This window comes from Streptomyces rubellomurinus (assembly GCF_000961885.1).
In the GTDB taxonomy this organism is placed as follows: Bacteria; Actinomycetota; Actinomycetes; order Streptomycetales; family Streptomycetaceae; genus Kitasatospora; species Kitasatospora rubellomurina.
This window is the reverse complement of record NZ_JZKH01000041.1, coordinates 36,218-53,768: the sequence shown is the minus strand read 5'-3', so window position 1 is coordinate 53,768 and position 17,551 is coordinate 36,218. Positions and strand designations below refer to the sequence as shown.

General features: G+C 73.4%; 14 protein-coding genes. 7 read left to right on the top strand and 7 right to left on the bottom strand.

Going from position 1 to position 17,551, the window contains the following annotated elements; translation table 11 throughout:
• The first annotated feature begins 114 nt into the window (after positions 1-114).
• A complete protein-coding gene (locus tag VM95_RS20550; protein WP_341846023.1) occupies positions 115-855 on the top strand; it encodes a VOC family protein in 741 nt (246 codons plus the stop codon).
• A gap of 11 nt (positions 856-866) precedes the next feature.
• On the opposite strand, the gene VM95_RS20545 is transcribed toward VM95_RS20550, so the two are convergent.
• The 4 genes from VM95_RS20545 to VM95_RS20530 all read right to left on the bottom strand — a co-directional run bounded on the left by VM95_RS20545 (position 867) and on the right by VM95_RS20530 (position 6,422).
• A complete protein-coding gene (locus VM95_RS20545; protein ID WP_045698952.1) occupies positions 867-1,523 on the bottom strand; it encodes a thymidine kinase in 657 nt (218 codons plus the stop codon).
• Positions 1,524-1,580: 57 nt separating this feature from the next.
• Positions 1,581-2,768 carry an alkaline phosphatase family protein gene (locus tag VM95_RS20540; protein ID WP_045698950.1) on the bottom strand — a complete coding sequence of 396 codons (1,188 nt, stop codon included), beginning with the start codon at positions 2,766-2,768 and terminating at the stop codon, positions 1,581-1,583.
• A 113-nt stretch (positions 2,769-2,881) separates the two neighbouring features.
• A complete protein-coding gene (locus VM95_RS20535) occupies positions 2,882-3,481 on the bottom strand; it encodes a DUF5998 family protein (RefSeq protein ID WP_045698948.1) in 600 nt (199 codons plus the stop codon).
• 94 nt (positions 3,482-3,575) lie between these two features.
• Positions 3,576-6,422 (bottom strand): bifunctional acetate--CoA ligase family protein/GNAT family N-acetyltransferase, encoded by a 2,847-nt coding sequence (locus tag VM95_RS20530; protein WP_063773533.1) that lies wholly within the window; start codon positions 6,420-6,422, stop codon positions 3,576-3,578.
• A 243-nt stretch (positions 6,423-6,665) separates the two neighbouring features.
• Here VM95_RS20530 and VM95_RS20525 point away from each other — a divergent pair, with 243 nt between their 5' ends.
• Positions 6,666-6,947: an HPr family phosphocarrier protein gene (locus VM95_RS20525; protein ID WP_045698946.1), complete on the top strand. Its 282-nt coding sequence runs from the start codon at positions 6,666-6,668 to the stop codon at positions 6,945-6,947.
• A 64-nt stretch (positions 6,948-7,011) separates the two neighbouring features.
• On the opposite strand, the gene VM95_RS20520 is transcribed toward VM95_RS20525, so the two are convergent.
• The 3 genes from VM95_RS20520 to VM95_RS20510 form a co-directional block, all read right to left on the bottom strand.
• A complete protein-coding gene (locus VM95_RS20520) occupies positions 7,012-8,205 on the bottom strand; it encodes an RtcB family protein (protein ID WP_045698944.1) in 1,194 nt (397 codons plus the stop codon).
• Positions 8,206-8,536: 331 nt separating this feature from the next.
• Complete coding sequence (locus tag VM95_RS20515) at positions 8,537-9,901, bottom strand: M16 family metallopeptidase (RefSeq protein ID WP_107073025.1); 1,365 nt, start codon at positions 9,899-9,901, stop codon at positions 8,537-8,539.
• 20 nt (positions 9,902-9,921) lie between these two features.
• Entirely contained in the window at positions 9,922-11,298 is a 1,377-nt protein-coding gene (locus VM95_RS20510) for a M16 family metallopeptidase (protein ID WP_045698941.1), read from the bottom strand.
• 273 nt (positions 11,299-11,571) lie between these two features.
• Here VM95_RS20510 and VM95_RS20505 point away from each other — a divergent pair, with 273 nt between their 5' ends.
• The 5 genes from VM95_RS20505 to VM95_RS20485 all read left to right on the top strand — a co-directional run bounded on the left by VM95_RS20505 (position 11,572) and on the right by VM95_RS20485 (position 17,505).
• On the top strand, positions 11,572-14,022 hold the full coding sequence (locus VM95_RS20505; RefSeq protein ID WP_045698939.1) for a DNA gyrase/topoisomerase IV subunit A: 2,451 nt from the start codon (positions 11,572-11,574) through the stop codon (positions 14,020-14,022).
• Positions 14,023-14,223: 201 nt separating this feature from the next.
• Positions 14,224-14,511 (top strand): hypothetical protein, encoded by a 288-nt coding sequence (locus tag VM95_RS20500; RefSeq protein ID WP_045698937.1) that lies wholly within the window; start codon positions 14,224-14,226, stop codon positions 14,509-14,511.
• Positions 14,512-14,546: 35 nt separating this feature from the next.
• On the top strand, positions 14,547-15,797 hold the full coding sequence (locus tag VM95_RS20495) for a hypothetical protein (protein ID WP_052707471.1): 1,251 nt from the start codon (positions 14,547-14,549) through the stop codon (positions 15,795-15,797).
• A 25-nt stretch (positions 15,798-15,822) separates the two neighbouring features.
• The gene (locus VM95_RS20490) at positions 15,823-16,800 is read left to right on the top strand and encodes a hypothetical protein (protein WP_045698934.1); all 978 of its coding nucleotides are present in this window, start codon (positions 15,823-15,825) and stop codon (positions 16,798-16,800) included.
• Between the two features lie 9 nt (positions 16,801-16,809).
• On the top strand, positions 16,810-17,505 hold the full coding sequence (locus VM95_RS20485; RefSeq protein WP_045698932.1) for a hypothetical protein: 696 nt from the start codon (positions 16,810-16,812) through the stop codon (positions 17,503-17,505).
• The last annotated feature ends 46 nt before the right edge of the window (positions 17,506-17,551 follow it).

Sequence of the window (17,551 nt, the reverse complement as noted above, 5' to 3'; positions counted from 1 at the left end):
GCCGGACTTTCCGCGCGGCCCGAGGGTTGGGCGCGCGCCAGGGTGGAAGCATCACCCTCGCGCGCGAGGATTTCCGCGCGCCAACCACCCACGAGGAGGCCCGCATTGCCCGCGGTGGAACTCCGACTGGCCCAGGGCACGCCCTGCTGGGTCAGCCTGCTGACCGACGACCTGCCCGGCGCCCGCGCCTTCTACGGCGACCTGCTCGGCTGGACGTACACCCCCGGCCCCGGCCAACTCGGCGCCTACGTACGGGCCGAGCTGGACGGCGAACCGGTCGCCGGTCTCGGCGTCTCCACCGCCACCGGCTTCCCGGTGCAGTGGACCACCTACTTCGCCGTGGACGACGCCGACCGCACCGCCCAACTCGTCCGGGAATGCGGCGGAACCGTCGCCGTGGGGCCCCTCCAGGCCGAGCGCGCCGGGCGGATGGCCATCGCCGCCGACGTCTCCGGCGCCGTCTTCGGCCTCTGGCAGGGCGAGGAGCACCCCGGCCGGGAGGCCGGCAGCACACCCGGCGAGCCCGCCTGGTCCGAACTGCTCACGCCCGACACCGAAGGCGCCGCCGCCTTCTACGCCACCGTGCTCGACCGGCCCGTCCGGCCCGGCGCCGAGGAGTCCGCGCTGCTCGTCCACGGCCGCCCGGCGGCGGGCCTGCGGCACCACGCCGACCTGCGCGGCCACCCGCCGCGCTGGCGCACCCACTTCGCCGTCTCCGACGCCGCACTGACGGCCCGTCAGGCCGTCGCGCTAGGCGGCCGCGTCCTGGTCGAGCCGCACCGCACCGCGCGCGGCCGCGCGGCCCGACTGGCCGACCCGCAGGGCGGGCACTTCTCCGTCCTGGAGACCGGCTGAGGGCCTGCCTCCTAGACCTGCTGGTCCTCGAAGGGCAGCACGTCCGGGGAGAGCACCGAGGCGCGGGCGGTCGCGGCGGTCAGCCGGCGGCGGTGGTGGCGGCGGCACAGCACCTCGTAGCCGACCTCGTCCTCGCTCACCGAGATGTCGCCGATCACCACCTGGGCGCCCTCGACCACCATCACCCCGCCGACCGTCCGGGCGTTGTGGGTCGCCCGCGCGCCGCACCAGCACAACGCCTCCACCTGCAGCACCTCCACCCGGTCGGCCAGCTCGATGAGCCGCTGCGAACCGGGGAACAGCCGGGTGCGGAAGTCCGTGGTGATGCCGAAGGTGTAGACGTCGATGTCGAGTTCGTCCACCACCCGGGCCAGCTGGTCGACCTGCTCGGCGGCGAAGAACTGCGCCTCGTCGCAGATCAGGTAATCCACCCGGCCGCCCGCCGAGAGCCGGTGCACCACGTGCGCGTGGAAGTCGAAGTCGTCCGTCACCTCGACCGCCTCCGCCCGCAGGCCCAGCCGACTGGAGATGGTCGCGGCACCGGCCCGGTCGTTGCGGGTCAGGATGACCCCCTGCCGGCCGCGCGCCGTGTGGTTGTGGTCCATCTGCAGCGCCAGCGTCGACTTGCCGCAGTCCATCGTGCCCGAGAAGAACACCAGTTCAGCCATGGGTGGAGCAAAGGCCTTTCACATCAAGGGGGTTCGGGCGCAGGGTCGCGGACACGGTCAGCCGCGGACTTCGAGCAGCGGCACGAACTGCTCGACCGGGGTCATCGAGCCGTGCAGGCCGATCATCGCGGACTCGCCGGGCTCGTTGCGGGAGGCGATGATCGCGATGTCGTCGCGCGCCGCGGCGACCACGTCGCCGATCCGCCCGTACACCCGCTCGTCCACCACCGGGCCGAACCAGCCCGCGGCGATCGCCTCGTCCCGGGTGGCCACCCACATCCGGTCGCCCAGCACCTCGCTCCACACCGTGTGCACGTCGGCCGCCGCACCCGGCACCGCGTACACGTGCCGGGCCCGGCCCTCGCCGCCCAGCAGGGCCACGCCGGCGCCGAGCTCCCAGTCCTCGTCGAAGTCGATCCGGTCCTCCGGCGCGATGTCGATCATGCCGTGGTCGGCGGTCACGTACATGGCCGAGCGCGGCGGCAGCTGCTCGGCCAGCCGGCGGGCCAGCCGGTCCACCGCGTCCAGGGTCATCCGCCACTCGTCGGAGTCCACCCCGAAGCGGTGGCCGGCGCCGTCCAGCTCGCTGACGTAGGTGTACACCAGCGCCCGGTCGTGCTCGGCCAGCCAGGAGGCCGCCAGGTCCATCCGCTCCTCGCCGGTGGTCCGGCCCAGGAAGCTGCCGCCGGACAGCGCCACCCTGGTCAGCGGCGTCTGCGCGAACAGCGGGGAGGACACCTGCGCGGTCGCCACCCCGGCCTCGTGCGTGCGCTCGAACACCGTGGGGTACGGCTGCCAGGCCTGCGGATCGGTGTGCGGCTGCCAGCGCAGCTGGTTCATCAGGTAGCCGGCGCCCGGCACCGCCACCGTGTACCCCGCCAGCCCGTGCAGGCCGGGCGGGGTGCCGGTGCCGACCGAGGCCAGCGAGGTCGCCGTGGTCGACGGGAAGCCCGCGGTCAGCGGACGGCCGGTGCCGCCCAGCGAGCTGCCGACCAGCGAGGACAGGAACGGCGCGTACTCCGGGTGGCGCAGCAGCAGCTCCCAGCCCAGGCCGTCCACCAGGAACACCACCGCCCGGTCGGCCGGGGCGATCGGCAGCGTCGCGGTGAACCCCGGCACGCCGAGGCCCGCCGCCACCGAGGGCAGCAGGTCGCACAGCGAACCGCTGCCGTAGGGGGGCGCGGGGGCCGTGGCGGGGTCAAGGATCTCGAAGGCGTCGTAGCCGTCGGCGGAAGCGAAGGACATGGAACCGGATTCGTAGCGGGCGGAAGCTCTGGCGGTACGGCGACCGGGCAGCGCGGCGATCGGACGGGCCGCGACCGGGCGGGCCGCGACGGGCCGATCGGGCGGCGCGGTGGTCAGGCCCGGGGGCCGTTGTCGATCGTCGCGTCGGACAGCGCCCGGGCGAAGGCCAGCGCCTGGGCCACCGTCTCCGGGCCGTCACCGGCCTCGCTCACCCGCAGTGAGAGGTCGTCAGCCGTCGCCGAACCGGTGTAGCCGTGGTCCGCCTCGCAGTTCGGGTCCGAGCAGCCGGCCGGCTCCAGGTCCAGGCGCTGCACCGCTCCCCAGCCGATGGTCAGCACGACCTCGCGCGGCAGCGTCCCCGGCGTGTACGTCTCCGGGTTCGCCACCATCCGGCTCACCACGACCGAACCGATCCGGTCCAGCCGCACACTCTCCGTCGACGTCGTGGCGTACGGCACCGCCGGGCTGCCCTCGGCGCCCGACTGCTCGTCGGTGTGGCTCACCACGAAACGGGTCGGGGTCAGCACCAGCACCGTCACGTGCCGACGCACCTCGTTCGCGTCGAAGGTGGTCTCCTGGTGCACCAGGTAGGAGCTGATCGGCTCGGGGCCCACCGAGGACTCCACCGCCTCGGACACCAGGGCCGGGTAGTAGCCGCTGCGCTCGATCGCCGAGCGCAGGTCCTGAGTGGTGGTGGTACCGGTCTTCGCCATAACTCCATCCTGGCATGGTCCGCCGACGAAGCGGGCGGCACGGCGCCGAGCTTCGGACAACAGGCGCCCGCGAGCGGGGCACAACCAAGGAAGGTTACAGCGTGCTCATCGCGCGCGGGCCCAGATCGCTGCGCACGGGCAGCGGCGCGATGCGCACCCGCGCCCCCAGGATCGCCAGTCCGTGCGGGGCCACGACCACCGGTTCGAGGTCCACCGAGGCGATCTCCGGCACGTCGTCCACCAGCTGCGACACCCGCAGCAGCAGCTCCTCCAGGGCGCCGGTGTCCACCGCCTCGGCCCCGCGCCAGCCGAACAGCAGCGGCGCCGCCCGCACCTCGCGGACCAGCGCGGCCACGTCCTGGTCGGTGGCCGGAACCAGCCGGTGCGCGAGGTCGCCCAACAGTTCGGCGGGGGCGCCGGCCAGGCCGAAGGAGAGGATCGCACCGACCGCCGGGTCGACCGTGGCGCCGATCACGGTGTCCACGCCGCGCGGCGCCATCCGCTGCACCACCAGCTCGGCCTGCGCCGCTCCGCCGAGCAGCGAGTCCAGCTCGCCGTGGGCGCGGCGCAGGCCCGCCTCGTCGGTGAGGTCCAGCCGGACGCTGCCCAGGTCGGGGCGGTGGCGCAGGTGCGGGGCGGTCGCCTTCAGGGCCACCGGGTAGCCGAGCGCGGCCGCCGCCTCGACGGCCGTCCGCTCGTCCGGGGCGGGCAGCGTGGGCGAGACGTCGATGCCGTAGCGGGCCAGCAGCGCGCGGGCCTCGGCGTCCGGCAGGGTGATCCGGGCACCGCCGGGCTGGGTGCGGGCGGCGGTCGCGGCGCGGGTGCTCAGCGCCGCCTCGACCAGGGCGCGGGCGCCCGGCTCGTCGATCCGGTCCAGCTCGGGGACACGCGCCGTCTCCTCCGCCTCGGCGGTGCGGCGGCGCCACTGCGCGTAGTGCACGGCGTTCGCGAGGGCGCGCACCGCGCGCTCGGGCGCCGCGAACGCCGGCACGCCGCCGGGGCGCAGCCGCACCGGCAGATCGGTCAGCGCCAGGTGGGCGAGCACCAGGGGCTTGCCCAACTCCCTTGCGCGGACGCCCGCTTCGAGCAGGGCGGCGGCGATCTCGGGATCGTCCGAGCCCATCTCGGGATCGTCCGGGCCGGTCAGCCGGCCGCCCATGAAGGCGTGCGCGGAGGTGCCGATCGGCGGGATGGCGACGGCGATCACCGCGTCCACGGCGGGGTCGGCGAGCGCGACGTCCAGCGCGATCCGGAAGTTCTCGCCGGTCGCGGCCGTGGTGAGGTCGACGGGCGTGCGGGGGCGCAGGCCGGCGCTCAGGCAGGCGTCGTAGGTGAGCAGGCCCAGCGAGTCCGAGTTGCCGACCACGGCGACCCGGTCCCCGGGCGGCAGCGGCTGCTGGGCCAGCAGCTCGCCGGTGTCGTACAGCTCGGTGATGGTCGCCACCCGGATCACGCCGGCCTGCTCGAACAGCGCGTCGACGGTCGCGTCGCGCAGCCCGCTGGCGGTGACCGGGACGGCGTGCCCGGGCGGCAGGCTGCCGGTGTGCCGGGCGCCCTTGACCACCACGACCGGCTTCGCGGCGGCCAGCCGGCGGGCGATCCGGGTGAACTTGCGCGGGTTGCCGAAGGACTCCAGGTACAGCAGCACCACCTCGGTGGCCTCGTCCTCCGCCCAGTACTGCAGGAAGTCGTTGCCGGAGACGTCCGCCCGGTTGCCGACCGAGGCGAAGGAGGAGACGCCGAGGCCGCGCCGGTGGGCCGCCTCCAGCAGGGCCACGCCGATCGCGCCGGACTGGCAGAAGATGCCGAAGCCCCCGCGCTCCGGCAGGTGCGGGGCGAGCGAGGCGTTCAGCGGGAGGTCCGGGTCGGTGTTGATCAGGCCGAAGGCGTTCGGGCCGATCACCCGCATCCCGGCCGCGCGGGCCTGGCGCACCAGCGCGCGCTGCCGGTCCCGGCCCTCCGGGCCGGTCTCCGCGTACCCGGCGGTCAGCACCACCAGGCCCTGGACGCCGTGCGCGCCGCACTCGGCGACGGCCGCCGGGACGGCGCCCTCCGGGACGGTGATCACGGCCAGGTCGACCGGCCCGGGAATGTCCAGAATCGAGCGGTGCACCGGGATGCCGTCCAGCTCGGTGCCGGGCGGGGCGTTGCGGTTCACCGCGTACACGGCGCGGGGGGCGTCCTTGGGCTCGTAGCGGCTCTCGAACTCGGTGTCGAAGCTGCCCAGCAGGTCCCGCAGGACGGCTCGGCCGACGGTCTGCGGGTTGCGCGAGGCCCCGATCACCGCGACCGAGCGCGGGGTGAGCAGCCGCTGCACCGAGCGGGCCTCGGCGCGGTGCTCGCGGGCGCGCATCACGGCGAGCGAGCGCTCGGTCTGTTCGAGGTCGAACTCCAGGTGCACCACGCCGTCCGCGAAGCTGCGGTGCTGGGTGTAGCCGGCGTCGGTGAAGACCTTCACCATCTTGCGGTTCTCCGGCAGCACCTCCGCCTGGAAGCGCCGGATGCCGCGCTCCTGCGCGACCGCGGCGATGTGCTCCAGCAGGGCGGAGGCGACGCCACGGCCCTGGTGGGCGTCCTGGACGAGGAAGGCCACCTCGGCGTCGGTGCCGGTCTCGGACGGGCGGCCCTCGGCGTCGATCCGGTCGTAGCGGACGGTCGCGATGAAGCGGTCCCGGATCACCACGGCCAGGCCGACCCGGTTCACGAAGTCGTGATGGGTGAAGCGGCGGACGTCCTTGTCGGAGAGCCGGGGGTAGGGGGCGAAGAAGCGGAAGTACTTGGACTGCTCGGAGACGTGGCCGTAGAACTCGACCAGCCGCTCGGCGTCGCCGGGAGTGATCGGCCGGATCCGCGCCGTACCGCCGTCACGCAGCAGGATGTCGGCTTCCCAGTGCTGCGGGTAGTCCGGCTGGTCGGGGGTCGCTGCCGCGGAGTCGTCCACGATCGTCAGGTTATCCGGCGGCGAGCCGAATGGCGCCGGACGCGTGCTCGCGGCAGGGTGGACGAGGCGTGGACAGGGCCTGCGACCGGGCCTTATGCCCCGAAAAGAAACAATCACAACTCCTGAACGCGGCGGCTCACGGGGGCCGCCTGCGTGCAACACTGGTCTAGACAACACGGCCGCTTTCCCCCCGGCTCCCCCCAGAGCACGGCCGTGACCAGCTTCACCGGAAAGGCACGTCTCATGGCTGAGCGCCGCGTCACCATCGGTTGGGCCGAGGGCCTGCACGCCCGTCCCGCCTCCGTCTTCGTCCGGGCCGTCACGGCCACCGGCGTGCCGATCACCATCGCCAAGCCGGGCGGCAACCCCGTCAACGCCGCCTCGATGCTCGGCCTCCTCGGCCTCGGCGCCCAGGGCGGCGAGGAGGTCGTCCTCGCCTCCGACGCCGAGAACGCCGACGACGCCCTCGACCGCCTCGCCAAGCTCGTCCAGGAAGGCCTCGACGAGCTCCCCGCCGCGGCCTGAGGCCCCCAGCACGCACCCGGTCGGGGTGCCGCCACACCGTGGCGGCACCCCGACCGGCTTTCGGTCAGCCCTTCACGCAGACCACCTGCTTGAGGTGGGCGACCACCTCGACCAGGTCCTTCTGCTGCTCGATGACCTTGTCGATGTTCTTGTAGGCGCCCGGGATCTCGTCCACGACGCCACTGTCCTTGCGGCACTCCACGCCCGTGGTCTGCTCGGCCAGGTCACGCGTGGTGAACCGCTTCTTGGCGGCGGTGCGACTCATCTTGCGGCCGGCGCCGTGCGAGGCGGAGTTGAACGCCGCCTTGTTGCCCAGGCCGCGGACGATGTAGGAGCCGGTGCCCATCGAGCCCGGGATGATCCCGTAGTCGCCGCTGCCGGCCCGGATCGCGCCCTTGCGGGTCACCAGCACGTCGACACCGTCGTACCGCTCCTCCGCCACGTAGTTGTGGTGGCAGCTGATGACCTCGTCGAACACGACCTTCGCCTTGGCGAACTCGCGGCGGACGACGTCCTGGAACAGCCCCATCATCAGGGCCCGGTTGTGCTTCGCGTACTCCTGCGCCCAGAAGAGGTCCTGGCGGTAGGCGTTCATCTGCGGGGTGTCCGCGATGAAGACCGCGAGGTCGCGGTCGACCAGGCCCTGGTTGTGCGGCAGCGACCGGGCGACGCCCATGTGGTGCTCCGCCAACTCCTTGCCGATGTTCCTCGACCCGGAGTGCAGCATCAGCCACACCACGCCGGTGGAATCAACACATACTTCTATGAAGTGATTTCCTCCGCCAAGCGTTCCCATCTGCTGCATCGCCCGCTCGCGGCGCCACTTGACCTCGTCCGCCACCCCGTCGAAGCGGTGCCAGAAGTCGTCCCAGCCCGCCGCGCGGAAGCCGTGCAGCTTGGTCGGGTCGACCGGGTCGGTGTGCAGGCCGCGGCCGACCGGGATGGCCTGCTCGATCTTGGAGCGCAGGCGGGACAGGTCGTCCGGAAGGTCCTTGGCGGTGAGGGAGGTCTTCACCGCGCTCATCCCGCAGCCGATGTCGACGCCGACCGCCGCCGGGCAGACCGCGCCCTTCATGGCGATGACGGAGCCGACCGTCGCGCCCTTGCCCAGGTGGACGTCGGGCATCACGGCGAGGCCGTGCAGCCAGGGCAGGGAGCTGATGTTGCGCAGCTGCTGCATGGCCGCGCCCTCGACCGTCGCCGGGTCGGTCCACATCCGGATCGGGACCCGGACGCCGGGTACCTCGGTGTACGTCATGGTCGAACGACCTCCATAGGTCGGGTGGTTCACACGAAGGAGTGCCGCGCGCATCGAATCCCGGTGCGGCTCGGGGAAGTTCAGGGGGTGGGCGCGCTCAGGCGGCCGGGGCGGAGCAGGGGAGGTACGACCGTGGGGAGCGTCGTATGGTTCGCTCGACCCGCATGGTGACCGCCTCCCTTCGCTGCATCCGCGATTCGCACGCTCTGTGCGTCGGGGAACATCTATCCACGGAACGGCTCGCACCCGCAACGGATTTAGCAGCGCTCGTGGTCAGGAATGCGTCCGGCCCGGCGGAGCGGGTGCTCCACCGGGCCGGGAAGAGGGCGCGTCAGCTGACGACGGTGACCTCGCCGATGCCGAGCGCCCGCACGTCGTCGGCGATCTCGGCGGCGTCGCCGACCAGGACGGTGACCAGGCGCTCCGGCGGGAAGGCCGCGACGACGGCCTCGGTGGCGGCGGCGGTGGGCAGTTCGGCGAGCTGCCGGTAGACCTCGGCCTGGTAGTCGTCCGGCAGGTGCTGCTCGACCTGGTCGGCCAGGGTGCCGGCGACCGAGCCCGCGGTCTCGTACTTCAGCGGCGCGACGCCGACCAGGAACTGCACGGCCTCGTCGCGCTCGGCGTCGGTGAGGCCCTCGGCGGCGAGGGTGCGCAGGATCGTCCAGGTGTCCGCCAGCGCCGGGGCGGTGGAGGCGGTGTCGACGGAGCCGCTGATGGCGAGCAGCGCGCGCCCGCTGCCGTCCGCGGCGGAGCGCAGCGGCTGGGCGAAGGCGCGGACGCCGTAGGTGTAGCCCTTCTCCTCGCGCAGGACGCGGTCGAGGCGGGAGGTGAGGGTGCCGCCGAGGCAGTAGGTGCCGAGGATCTGGGCGGCCCAGGCGGGGTCGTGGCGGTCGGGGCCGATGCGGCCGATGAGCAGCTGGGTCTGCACGGAGCCGGGGCGGTCGACGATGAGGACGCGGCCGCGGTCGTCGGCGGTGACGGGGGCGAGTTCGGCGGGCTGGGCGGGGGTGCCGGTCCAGGTGCCGAGGGTGCTCTCCAGCAGGGCGGGCAGGTCGGTGCCGGTGAGGTCGCCGACCACGACGACGGTGGCGGTGGCCGGGCGCACGTGGGCCTGGTAGAAGGCCTGGACGGCGGCGCGGTCGATCGACTTGACGGTGTCGGCGGTGCCGGCGCGGGGCCGGGAGAGCCGGTCGGCGGTGTCGAAGAGTTCGGCGTAGAGGGCCTTGACGGCGCGGCGGGCGGGGTTGGCCTGCTCGTGGACGATCTCGTCGAGGCGGTTGGCGACGAGGCGCTCGATCTCCTCCTCGGGGAGGGCGGGGGCGCGCAGGGCGTCGGCGAGGAGGGTGAGGCCGCGCTGGAGCCGGGAGGCGGGGACCTCCAGGGAGACCCGGATGCAGGGGTGGTCGGCGTGGGCGTCGAGGGTGGCGCCGGCGCGTTCGAGTTCGGCGGCGTACTCCTCGGCGGTGAGGGTGTCGGTGCCTTCGCTGAGGGCGCGGGCGAGGATGGCGGCGACGCCGTCGAGGCCTTCGGGTTCGGCGGCGAGCGGGGCGTCGAGGAGGACCTCGACGGCGACGAGCTGCTGGCCGGGCCGGTGGCAGTGCAGGACGGTGGTGCCGTTGCCGAGGGTGGCGCGCTCGGGGGCGGGGAAGGCCCACGGGCTGGGGGTGCCGGGCTGCGGCTGGGGGTGGAAGGTCATCGCGGGGACGTAGTCGGTGCTCATACGGCGGCACCCTCCTCTTCGGTGGCAGCGGTGTCGTCGGAGGCGTCGGAGTCGTCGGTGGCGTCGGTGCCGACGACGGCGTCGGCGGTCGGCTCGTAGGCGAGGACGGCCCGGTTGTCGGGGTGGAGCCGGGCCTCGGCGACCGCGCGGACCTCTTCGGCGGTGACGTCGAGGACCTTGGGGAGGGCGTCGTTGAGCAGCTTGGGGTCGCCGAACAGGACGGCGTAGCGGCAGAGTTCGTCGGCGCGGCCGGCGACGGTGGTGAGCCGGTCGAGCCATTCGCGCTCGATCTGGGCCTGGGCGCGCTCGAGTTCCTCGGGGGTGGGGCCTTCGGCCGCGAAGCGGGCGAGCTCCTCGTCGACGGCGGCCTCGATCTGGTCGAGGGTGGCGTCGCCGGAGGTCTTGACGTCGAGCCAGCCGAGGCTGGGGGCGCCGGCGAGGCGGAGCAGGCCGAAGCCGGCGGCGACGGCGGTGCGGTCGCGGCGGACGAGCCGGTTGTAGAGGCGGCTGGATTCGCCGCTGCCGAGGATGGTGAGGGCGAGGTCGGCGGCGTCGGCTTCGCGGGTGCCGTCGTGCGGGAGCCGGTAGGCGGCCATGAGGGCGCGGGAGGGGACGTCCTCGTGGAGCTGTTCGCGGATCTCGCGGCCGATGGTGTCGGGGAGTTCGCCGGAGCGCGGGGGCTGCTTGCCGTCGTGGGCGGGGATGCTGCCGAAGTACTTCTCGACCCAGGCGATGGTCTGCTCGGGGTCGATGTCGCCGACGACGGAGAGGACGGCGTTGTTGGGCGCGTAGTAGGTGCGGAAGAACGCGCGGGCGTCGTCGAGGGTGGCGGCGTCGAGGTCGGCCATGGAGCCGATGGGGGTGTGGTGGTACGGGTGGTCGCCGGGGAAGGAGAGCGCGGTGAGCTTCTCGAAGGCGGTGCCGTACGGGACGTTGTCGTAGCGCTGGCGGCGCTCGTTCTTGACGACGTCGCGCTGGTTCTCCATGGAGGTGTCGTCGAGGGCGGCGAGCAGCGAGCCCATGCGGTCGGCCTCCAGCCAGAGGGCGAGCTCCAGCTGGTGGGCGGGCATGGTCTCGAAGTAGTTGGTGCGCTCGAAGCTGGTGGTGCCGTTGAGCGAGCCGCCGGCGCCCTGGACGAGTTCGAAGTGCCCGTTGTTGGAGACGTTGGCGGAGCCCTGGAACATCAGGTGCTCGAAGAGGTGGGCGAGGCCGGTGCGGCCTGCGACCTCGTGGCGGGAGCCGACGTCGTACCAGAGGCAGACCGCGGCGACCGGGGTGAGGTGGTCCTCGGAGAGGACGACGCGCAGGCCGTTGGCCAGGCGGTGCTCGGTGATGGCGATGCCTCGGGGGGAGGCGGGGGCCGGGTTGGCCATGCGCTCGGGTCCTTCCCGTCGTCGATGTCGGGGGTTCGTGTGGCGTCCCCCATTGTGGTGCAACGCGTGAGGGGTGCGTTCGTGTCCGCGCGGACGGGGCGTTCGCCAGGGGCGGAAGAGGGGCGCTGGCCGGGAGTGTCGGTGCGAGGGTCCACAATGGGGGCGCCGCGCCCTGTTGACGGGGCTCGCGGCCGGTTCGGACCGGGTCCGACCGTGACCGACCGATTTTCGATCGAGCACACCGCCAGCGACACGTAAGGGAGCCCCGCCGCGATGGCCCGCCGCAGTTCGCAGACCCCGCCGCCCGGAGACTTCGAGGAGCGGATCCTCGACGTCGACGTCGTGGACGAGATGCAGGGCTCCTTCCTGGAGTACGCCTACTCGGTGATCTACTCGCGTGCGCTGCCGGACGCGCGGGACGGTCTGAAGCCGGTGCACCGGCGGATCCTGTACCAGGCCAACGAGATGGGCCTGCGCCCGGACCGCGCGCACGTGAAGTGCGCCCGCGTGGTGGGCGAGGTGATGGGCCGGCTGCACCCGCACGGCGACCAGTCCATCTACGACTCGGTGGTGCGCATGGCGCAGCCGTTCTCGATGCGGCTGCCGCTGATCGACGGGCACGGCAACTTCGGTTCGCTGGGCAACGACGACCCGCCGGCGGCGATGCGCTACACCGAGTCGCGGCTGACGGCGGCGTCGATGGCGATGGTGGAGTCGATCCACGAGGACACCGTCGACTTCGGCCCGAACTACGACGGCAGCGAGCAGGAGCCGCTGGCGCTGCCGGCCGCGTTCCCGAATCTGCTGGTGAACGGCGCGACGGGCATCGCGGTCGGCATGGCGACGAACATGCCGCCGCACAACCTGTCCGAGGTGGTGGCGGCGGCGCGGCACCTGATCAAGCACCCGGCCGCGGACCTGGACACGCTGATGCGGTTCGTGCCGGGGCCGGACCTGCCGACCGGCGGGCGGATCGTGGGCCTGTCGGGCATCCGGGACGCGTACGAGTCGGGCCGCGGCACGTTCAAGATCCGGGCGACGGCGACGGTGGAGTCGGTGTCGGCCCGCCGCAAGGGCATCGTGGTGACGGAGCTGCCGTTCAACGTCGGCCCGGAGAAGGTCATCTCGAAGATCAAGGACCTGGTCAACGCGAAGAAGCTGCAGGGCATCGCGGACGTCAAGGACCTGACCGACCGCGAGCACGGGCTGCGGCTGGTGATCGAGGTGAAGAACGGCTTCGTGCCGGAGGCGCTGCTGGAGCAGCTGTACAAGCTGACGCCGATGGAGGAGACCTTCGGCATCAACAACGTGGCGCTGGTGGACGGGCAGCCGCTGACGCTGGGTCTGAAGGAGCTGCTGGAGGTCTACGTCGACCACCGGTTCACGGTGGTGCGCCGGCGCAGCGACTTCCGTCGCCGCAAGCGCGAGGAGCGGCTGCACCTGGTCGAGGGCCTGCTGGTGGCGCTGGTCGACATCGACGAGGTCATCGCGATCATCCGGTCGAGTGACAACGCGCAGCAGGCGAAGGAGCGCCTGATGGAGCGTTTCTCGCTGTCGGAGACGCAGACCGGCTACATCCTGGACACGCCGCTGCGCCGGCTGACCCGGTTCGACCGGGTGGAGCTGGAGGCGGAGAAGGCGAAGCTGACGGCGGAGATCGCGGAGCTGACGGAGATCCTGGAGTCGGACGCGCGGCTGCGCAGCGTGGTGTCGTCCGAACTGGGCGCGGTGGCGAAGCAGTTCGGCACCGAGCGGCGCACGGTGCTGCTGGAGGCGGGGGCGGCGCCGGCCGCGGCGCTGACGGTGCCGCTGGAGGTGGCGGACGATCCGTGCCGGGTGCTGCTGTCGTCGACGGGCCTGCTGGCGCGGACGGCGGACGGGGAGCCGTTCGAGGTGTCGGAGAAGCGGGCGAAGCACGACGTGATCGTGTCGGCGGTGCACGCGACGGCGCGGGCGGACGTGGGTGTGGTGACGTCGGCGGGCCGGGTGCTGCGGCTGCCGGTGATCGATCTGCCGGCGCTGCCGCCGACGCCGTCGCCGACGCTGGCGGGCGGTGCCGCGGTGGGCGAGTTCCTGCGGTTGGAGGCCGGGGAGCGGGTGTTGGGGCTGACCACGCTGGACGAGTCCTCGCCGGGTCTGGCGCTGGGCACGGTGCAGGGCGTGGTGAAGCGGGTGGTGCCGGAGTGGCCGGCGAACAAGGACGAGTTCGAGGTGATCGCCCTCAAGGAGGGTGACGAGCTGGTGGGTGCGGTGGAACTGCGCACCGGTGAGGAGGACCTGGTCTTCATCACCTCGGACGCGCAGCTGCTGCGGTACCCGGCGGGCCAGGTCCGTCCGCAGGGCCGTCCGGCGGGCGGCATGGCGGGCATCAAGCTGTCGGACGGCGCGCGGGTGCTGTCGTTCACGGCGGTGGACCCGGCGGCGGACGCGGTGGTGGTCTCGGTGGCGGCGGCTTCGGGGACGCTCGCGGGTGACGAGCAGGTGTCGTGGAAGGTGACGCCGTTCGAGCTGTACCCGCGCAAGGGCCGGGCGACGGGCGGTGTGCGCTGCCAGCGGTTCCTGCGGGGCGAGGACGGTCTGGCGTTCGCCTGGGCGGGTGCGGTGCCGGCGCGGGCGGCGACGGCGAAGGGCGCGCCGGTGGACCTGCCGGAGCGGGACCCGCGCCGGGACGGTTCGGGTACGCCGGTGACGACGCCGATCGCGGTGGTCGCCGGTCCGGCGTGATCGGGCGCCGCCCGTAGCTCCCGGGCTCGAAAGGGGAGGTGTGCCGGAGGTTTCCGGTATACCTCCCCTTTGCGTTCCCAATTGCTTCTCATGTTCCGAGGAATGCCTATCAGTTGATATTGCCGGTGCGAACTCCCTTGGTTTCCGGGTTACTTTGGAGGCTCCGAGCACGAGCGGCACCAGCCTTGAGAGGGCGGGGAGTTGGCCGAGCACTTCACGATCGACCTGGACCGGATGAGATCGGTCTCCAGGCAACTGGGCGAATGCGGCGAGCGCATGGGCTCGGCCGCGAAACGCCTGAAGGACCTCGGCAAGGGGAAGCAGCTGGGGACGGAACGCCTGGACTCCGCCTGCAAGGGCTTCGAGCACCACTGGCACGTCGGCATCGGCCGGACGTCCAAGCTCGCCCACGGCCTGCGCGAGGGCGTGGACGCCGCCCTGGACACGTACGGGAAGAACGAGCAGGGCGTCACCCAGGGCTTCACGTAGGACCCGAACCGACACCACCAACGGGGAACCGATCCATGAGCGACAAGAACTGGCCCGGCCTCGGGTTCTGCCCGGCCCCCGGGGACCTCGAAGCCATCGCCAAGATGTACGCGGACGTCGACGCCGTCGCCAACGAGCTGGCGGAACTGCGGCACGCGCTCGCCGGCATCGGCGCGGGCGGCGGCGCCTGGGAGGGCGAGGCCGCCCGCAACTTCGCGAGCAGGCTCGGGCAGCTGCCCAAGTACCTCACCCAGGGCCACGATTCGATGGCCGCCTGCTCGCGGGCCCTGAAGACCTGGCACACCCAGCTGTCCGCGATGGTCGCCGCCGGCAGGGCGATGGAGTCCGAGGCCGTCGAGCTGCGCTCCCGACTGTCCGGCACGGACGACCAACTCGTCGCCCTCGCCCGCACCCTGGACTCGTACCGGCAGGCCGGCGCGCAGCAGCCCGCCGACAACGTGATGATGCGGACCGAGAAGCAGTGGAAGGCCGCGCTGGAGGCCAGCCAGAGCGGGCACCACCAGCTCGACCAGCTGATCTCCCGCGCGCACAAGCAGCTCGACGACCACCGACACAAGGCCGAGGCCGCCGCCCGGGCGATCACGGAGGCGTCCCGGCACCACCCGCCGGACCCGGGCCTGTTCAAGCGGCTGCTGGACGAGGTGGAGCACGCCTGGCAGAAGTCCAAGGACTTCCTGGCCGACCACGCCGACACCCTGTCCAGGATCTCGGCCGGGCTCGCGATCGCCGCGCTGGCCCTGTCCTGGGTGCCCGGCGCCGCGCCCGTCCTCGGCGGGGCGGCCGCGCTGACCAGCCTGGCCGCCGGCACCGGCCACGGCATCGCCAAGGCCCGCGGCCAGGACGTGTCGTGGCTGTCCATCGGGCTGGACGGGCTCGGGGCGATTCCCGGCTTCGGTGCCGTCAAGGGCTTCGCCACCGCCGGGCGCACGGCCGCCCGGGTCGAGGGCGGCGGCAACGTCGTGACCAAGGTCGCCCGCGACTTCGCCAACGACGTGAAGGCGTCCAAGGGCGCCGGCGGGGTCGAGCGGGCCAAGGGCGCCGGCGCGGGCGTGTTCCAGATGACGGCCAACCCCCTGTCGACCAAGGGCATCATGGCCGGGCTCCGGAAGGCGAACATCGAGGTCGACCCCCGCGCCGTGACCCTGCCGGTCAAGACGGGCGGCCTGGCCTTCGGGCTGGCCGAGGACCGCAAGCGCGGGCAGGAGGTACGGGCCCCGCGCCCGCTGCGCCCCTCCCCCGAACCGTTCCTGAGCGCCGTCTCCTGAGCGCCGCCGCCCGAGTGGAGGACCGATGGCCCGGAACCCGTACGTGACCCTGCCCGTGGCCGGCGGGCAGCTGGCCGCCGTCCCCGAAGTCGCCGAAGCCGCCCGGCAGGCGGACCGGCGGTACGGGGTGAACCTGCTGGACGACGCCGCCGCCCGCGAGGTCGTCGCCCGGCACCTGCGGCTGCGCCAGGACTTCGCGTGGCACACCGAGGTCGGGGCGATGCTCGTCCTCGGCGGGATCGCGGTGGCCGCGATCGTCGGCGCCTCGCTGCACCCGCCGGCCGAGCCGAAGCAGGTGGCCGCCCTGGTCGCGGCGGTCGCCGCCGTCCCGGCCGGGCTCGCGGTCTGGGGCCGGGGCTCGTCCCGGGGCGCGGACAAACAGGCGGCCGCCGTCCGCTACACCCTGTACCTCGGTCTGCTGGACCGGGCGCGCGCCGCCGGGCTGGAGGTCCGCGTCCCCGCCGACTGGCCGGTCGACGCACCGGCCTCCCCGCCACTCCCGACGGCCGACGCCCGCCCGTACGACGGCCCCGCGCTCGACCGGACCCTCCCGGTGCTCCCGGCCGAGCAACTGCACCGCCACCCGGCGCTCGCCGAGCGGGCCCGCGCCCTCGGCGCCCCGCACGGCGTCGACTTCCTCGACGAGCGGGCCGTCCGGGCCCTGCTCACCGCGCAGCGCAGGGCCGTCCGGCGGTGGCACGGGTGGGCCCTGACCGCCGCGCTCGGCGCAGGCCTCGCCTTCGCCCTGGTCTGCGGCCTGCCCCCCGCCGCCGACGCCCACGGCCGCAAGCTGATGCTCACCTGGATCACCGCCCTCGCGGCCCTCGGCGCGCTCGCCACCCCGCCCGCCCTCTGGACGCACCGCGGCTGGCGGCGGTCCGGAGTGCGCGGGCCCGCCGCCGCCTACCTGGAGCTGCTGCGCGACGCGAAGGCGTACGGCGTGCCGGTGCCCCCGCTGCCGTCCTGGCTGACCGTGAACACCAAGACCCGCCCGTCCGACTGAGGGAGCGCCATGCCCGGCACGCCGATCGCGGCAGGCTCCGACGAGACCTCGCAGCTGCAGATCCGGTTCGTCGTCCCGCCCGCCTTCCACGACCTCCCGGTGTTCGGCACCGAGGACCAAGTGGCCGCCGAACTCTGGGAGTTGGCCTGCGAGGTGCTGGCCGCCGACCCGGCGGAGGTGCGGCTGGGCTGGGCCGCCCTGCTCGCCGAGCTGATCCCGCCGATGGGCGCGGCCGGGGTGATCTACGCCGGCGTGTGCCTGGCGGAGGTGGACGGCCGCCCGAGTTCGGCGGCGATCACCGCCTCGGTCTGCCCGCTGGTCGGCACCGACCTCCCGGGCGCGGTGGACTTCCTGCTCGCCCGGCTCGCCCGTGCCCGCCCGGGCGCGGAGGTGACCGCGATCGACCTGCCCGCCGGACGGGCGGTGGCGGTGATCGACGCCCTGCCCGCGAACGCGCCGCTCGACGACGGCCGCGAGCCGACCGTCTCGCTCATCCAGGTACACCTGCCGCTACCGAACGAGACCGAGCTGCTGACGCTGGAGCTGAGCACCCCGTGCCCCGAGGAGTGGGAGCTGTACTCGGAGCTGTTCGCGGGCGTCGTGCGCAACCTGTACCTGGAGTTCGCCGACCTCCCGTACGCGACCGGGCCCGTCGAGCCGCCCGACGAGGAGCTGGCCGCGCGCGTCCGGGCCGCCTTCGGCTGAGGCGGGTCAGGCCCGGCCCGGCCGAGGGCTGCGGGTAGCCTTGCGC

Excerpts from the sequence above, each read along its gene's own strand:
- VM95_RS20495 (WP_052707471.1), top strand. The coding sequence starts at position 14,547 with ATGAGCGACAAGAACTGGCCCGGCCTCGGGTTCTGCCCGGCCCCCGGG.
- VM95_RS20525 (WP_045698946.1), top strand. The coding sequence starts at position 6,666 with ATGGCTGAGCGCCGCGTCACCATCGGTTGGGCCGAGGGCCTGCACGCC.
- VM95_RS20515 (WP_107073025.1), bottom strand. The coding sequence starts at position 9,901 with ATGACCTTCCACCCCCAGCCGCAGCCCGGCACCCCCAGCCCGTGGGCC.
- VM95_RS20510 (WP_045698941.1), bottom strand. The coding sequence starts at position 11,298 with ATGGCCAACCCGGCCCCCGCCTCCCCCCGAGGCATCGCCATCACCGAG.
- VM95_RS20485 (WP_045698932.1), top strand. The coding sequence starts at position 16,810 with ATGCCCGGCACGCCGATCGCGGCAGGCTCCGACGAGACCTCGCAGCTG.
- VM95_RS20540 (WP_045698950.1), bottom strand. The coding sequence starts at position 2,768 with ATGTCCTTCGCTTCCGCCGACGGCTACGACGCCTTCGAGATCCTTGAC.
- VM95_RS20505 (WP_045698939.1), top strand. The coding sequence starts at position 11,572 with ATGGCCCGCCGCAGTTCGCAGACCCCGCCGCCCGGAGACTTCGAGGAG.
- VM95_RS20490 (WP_045698934.1), top strand. The coding sequence starts at position 15,823 with ATGGCCCGGAACCCGTACGTGACCCTGCCCGTGGCCGGCGGGCAGCTG.
- VM95_RS20535 (WP_045698948.1), bottom strand. The coding sequence starts at position 3,481 with ATGGCGAAGACCGGTACCACCACCACTCAGGACCTGCGCTCGGCGATC.
- VM95_RS20545 (WP_045698952.1), bottom strand. The coding sequence starts at position 1,523 with ATGGCTGAACTGGTGTTCTTCTCGGGCACGATGGACTGCGGCAAGTCG.
- VM95_RS20520 (WP_045698944.1), bottom strand. The coding sequence starts at position 8,205 with ATGACGTACACCGAGGTACCCGGCGTCCGGGTCCCGATCCGGATGTGG.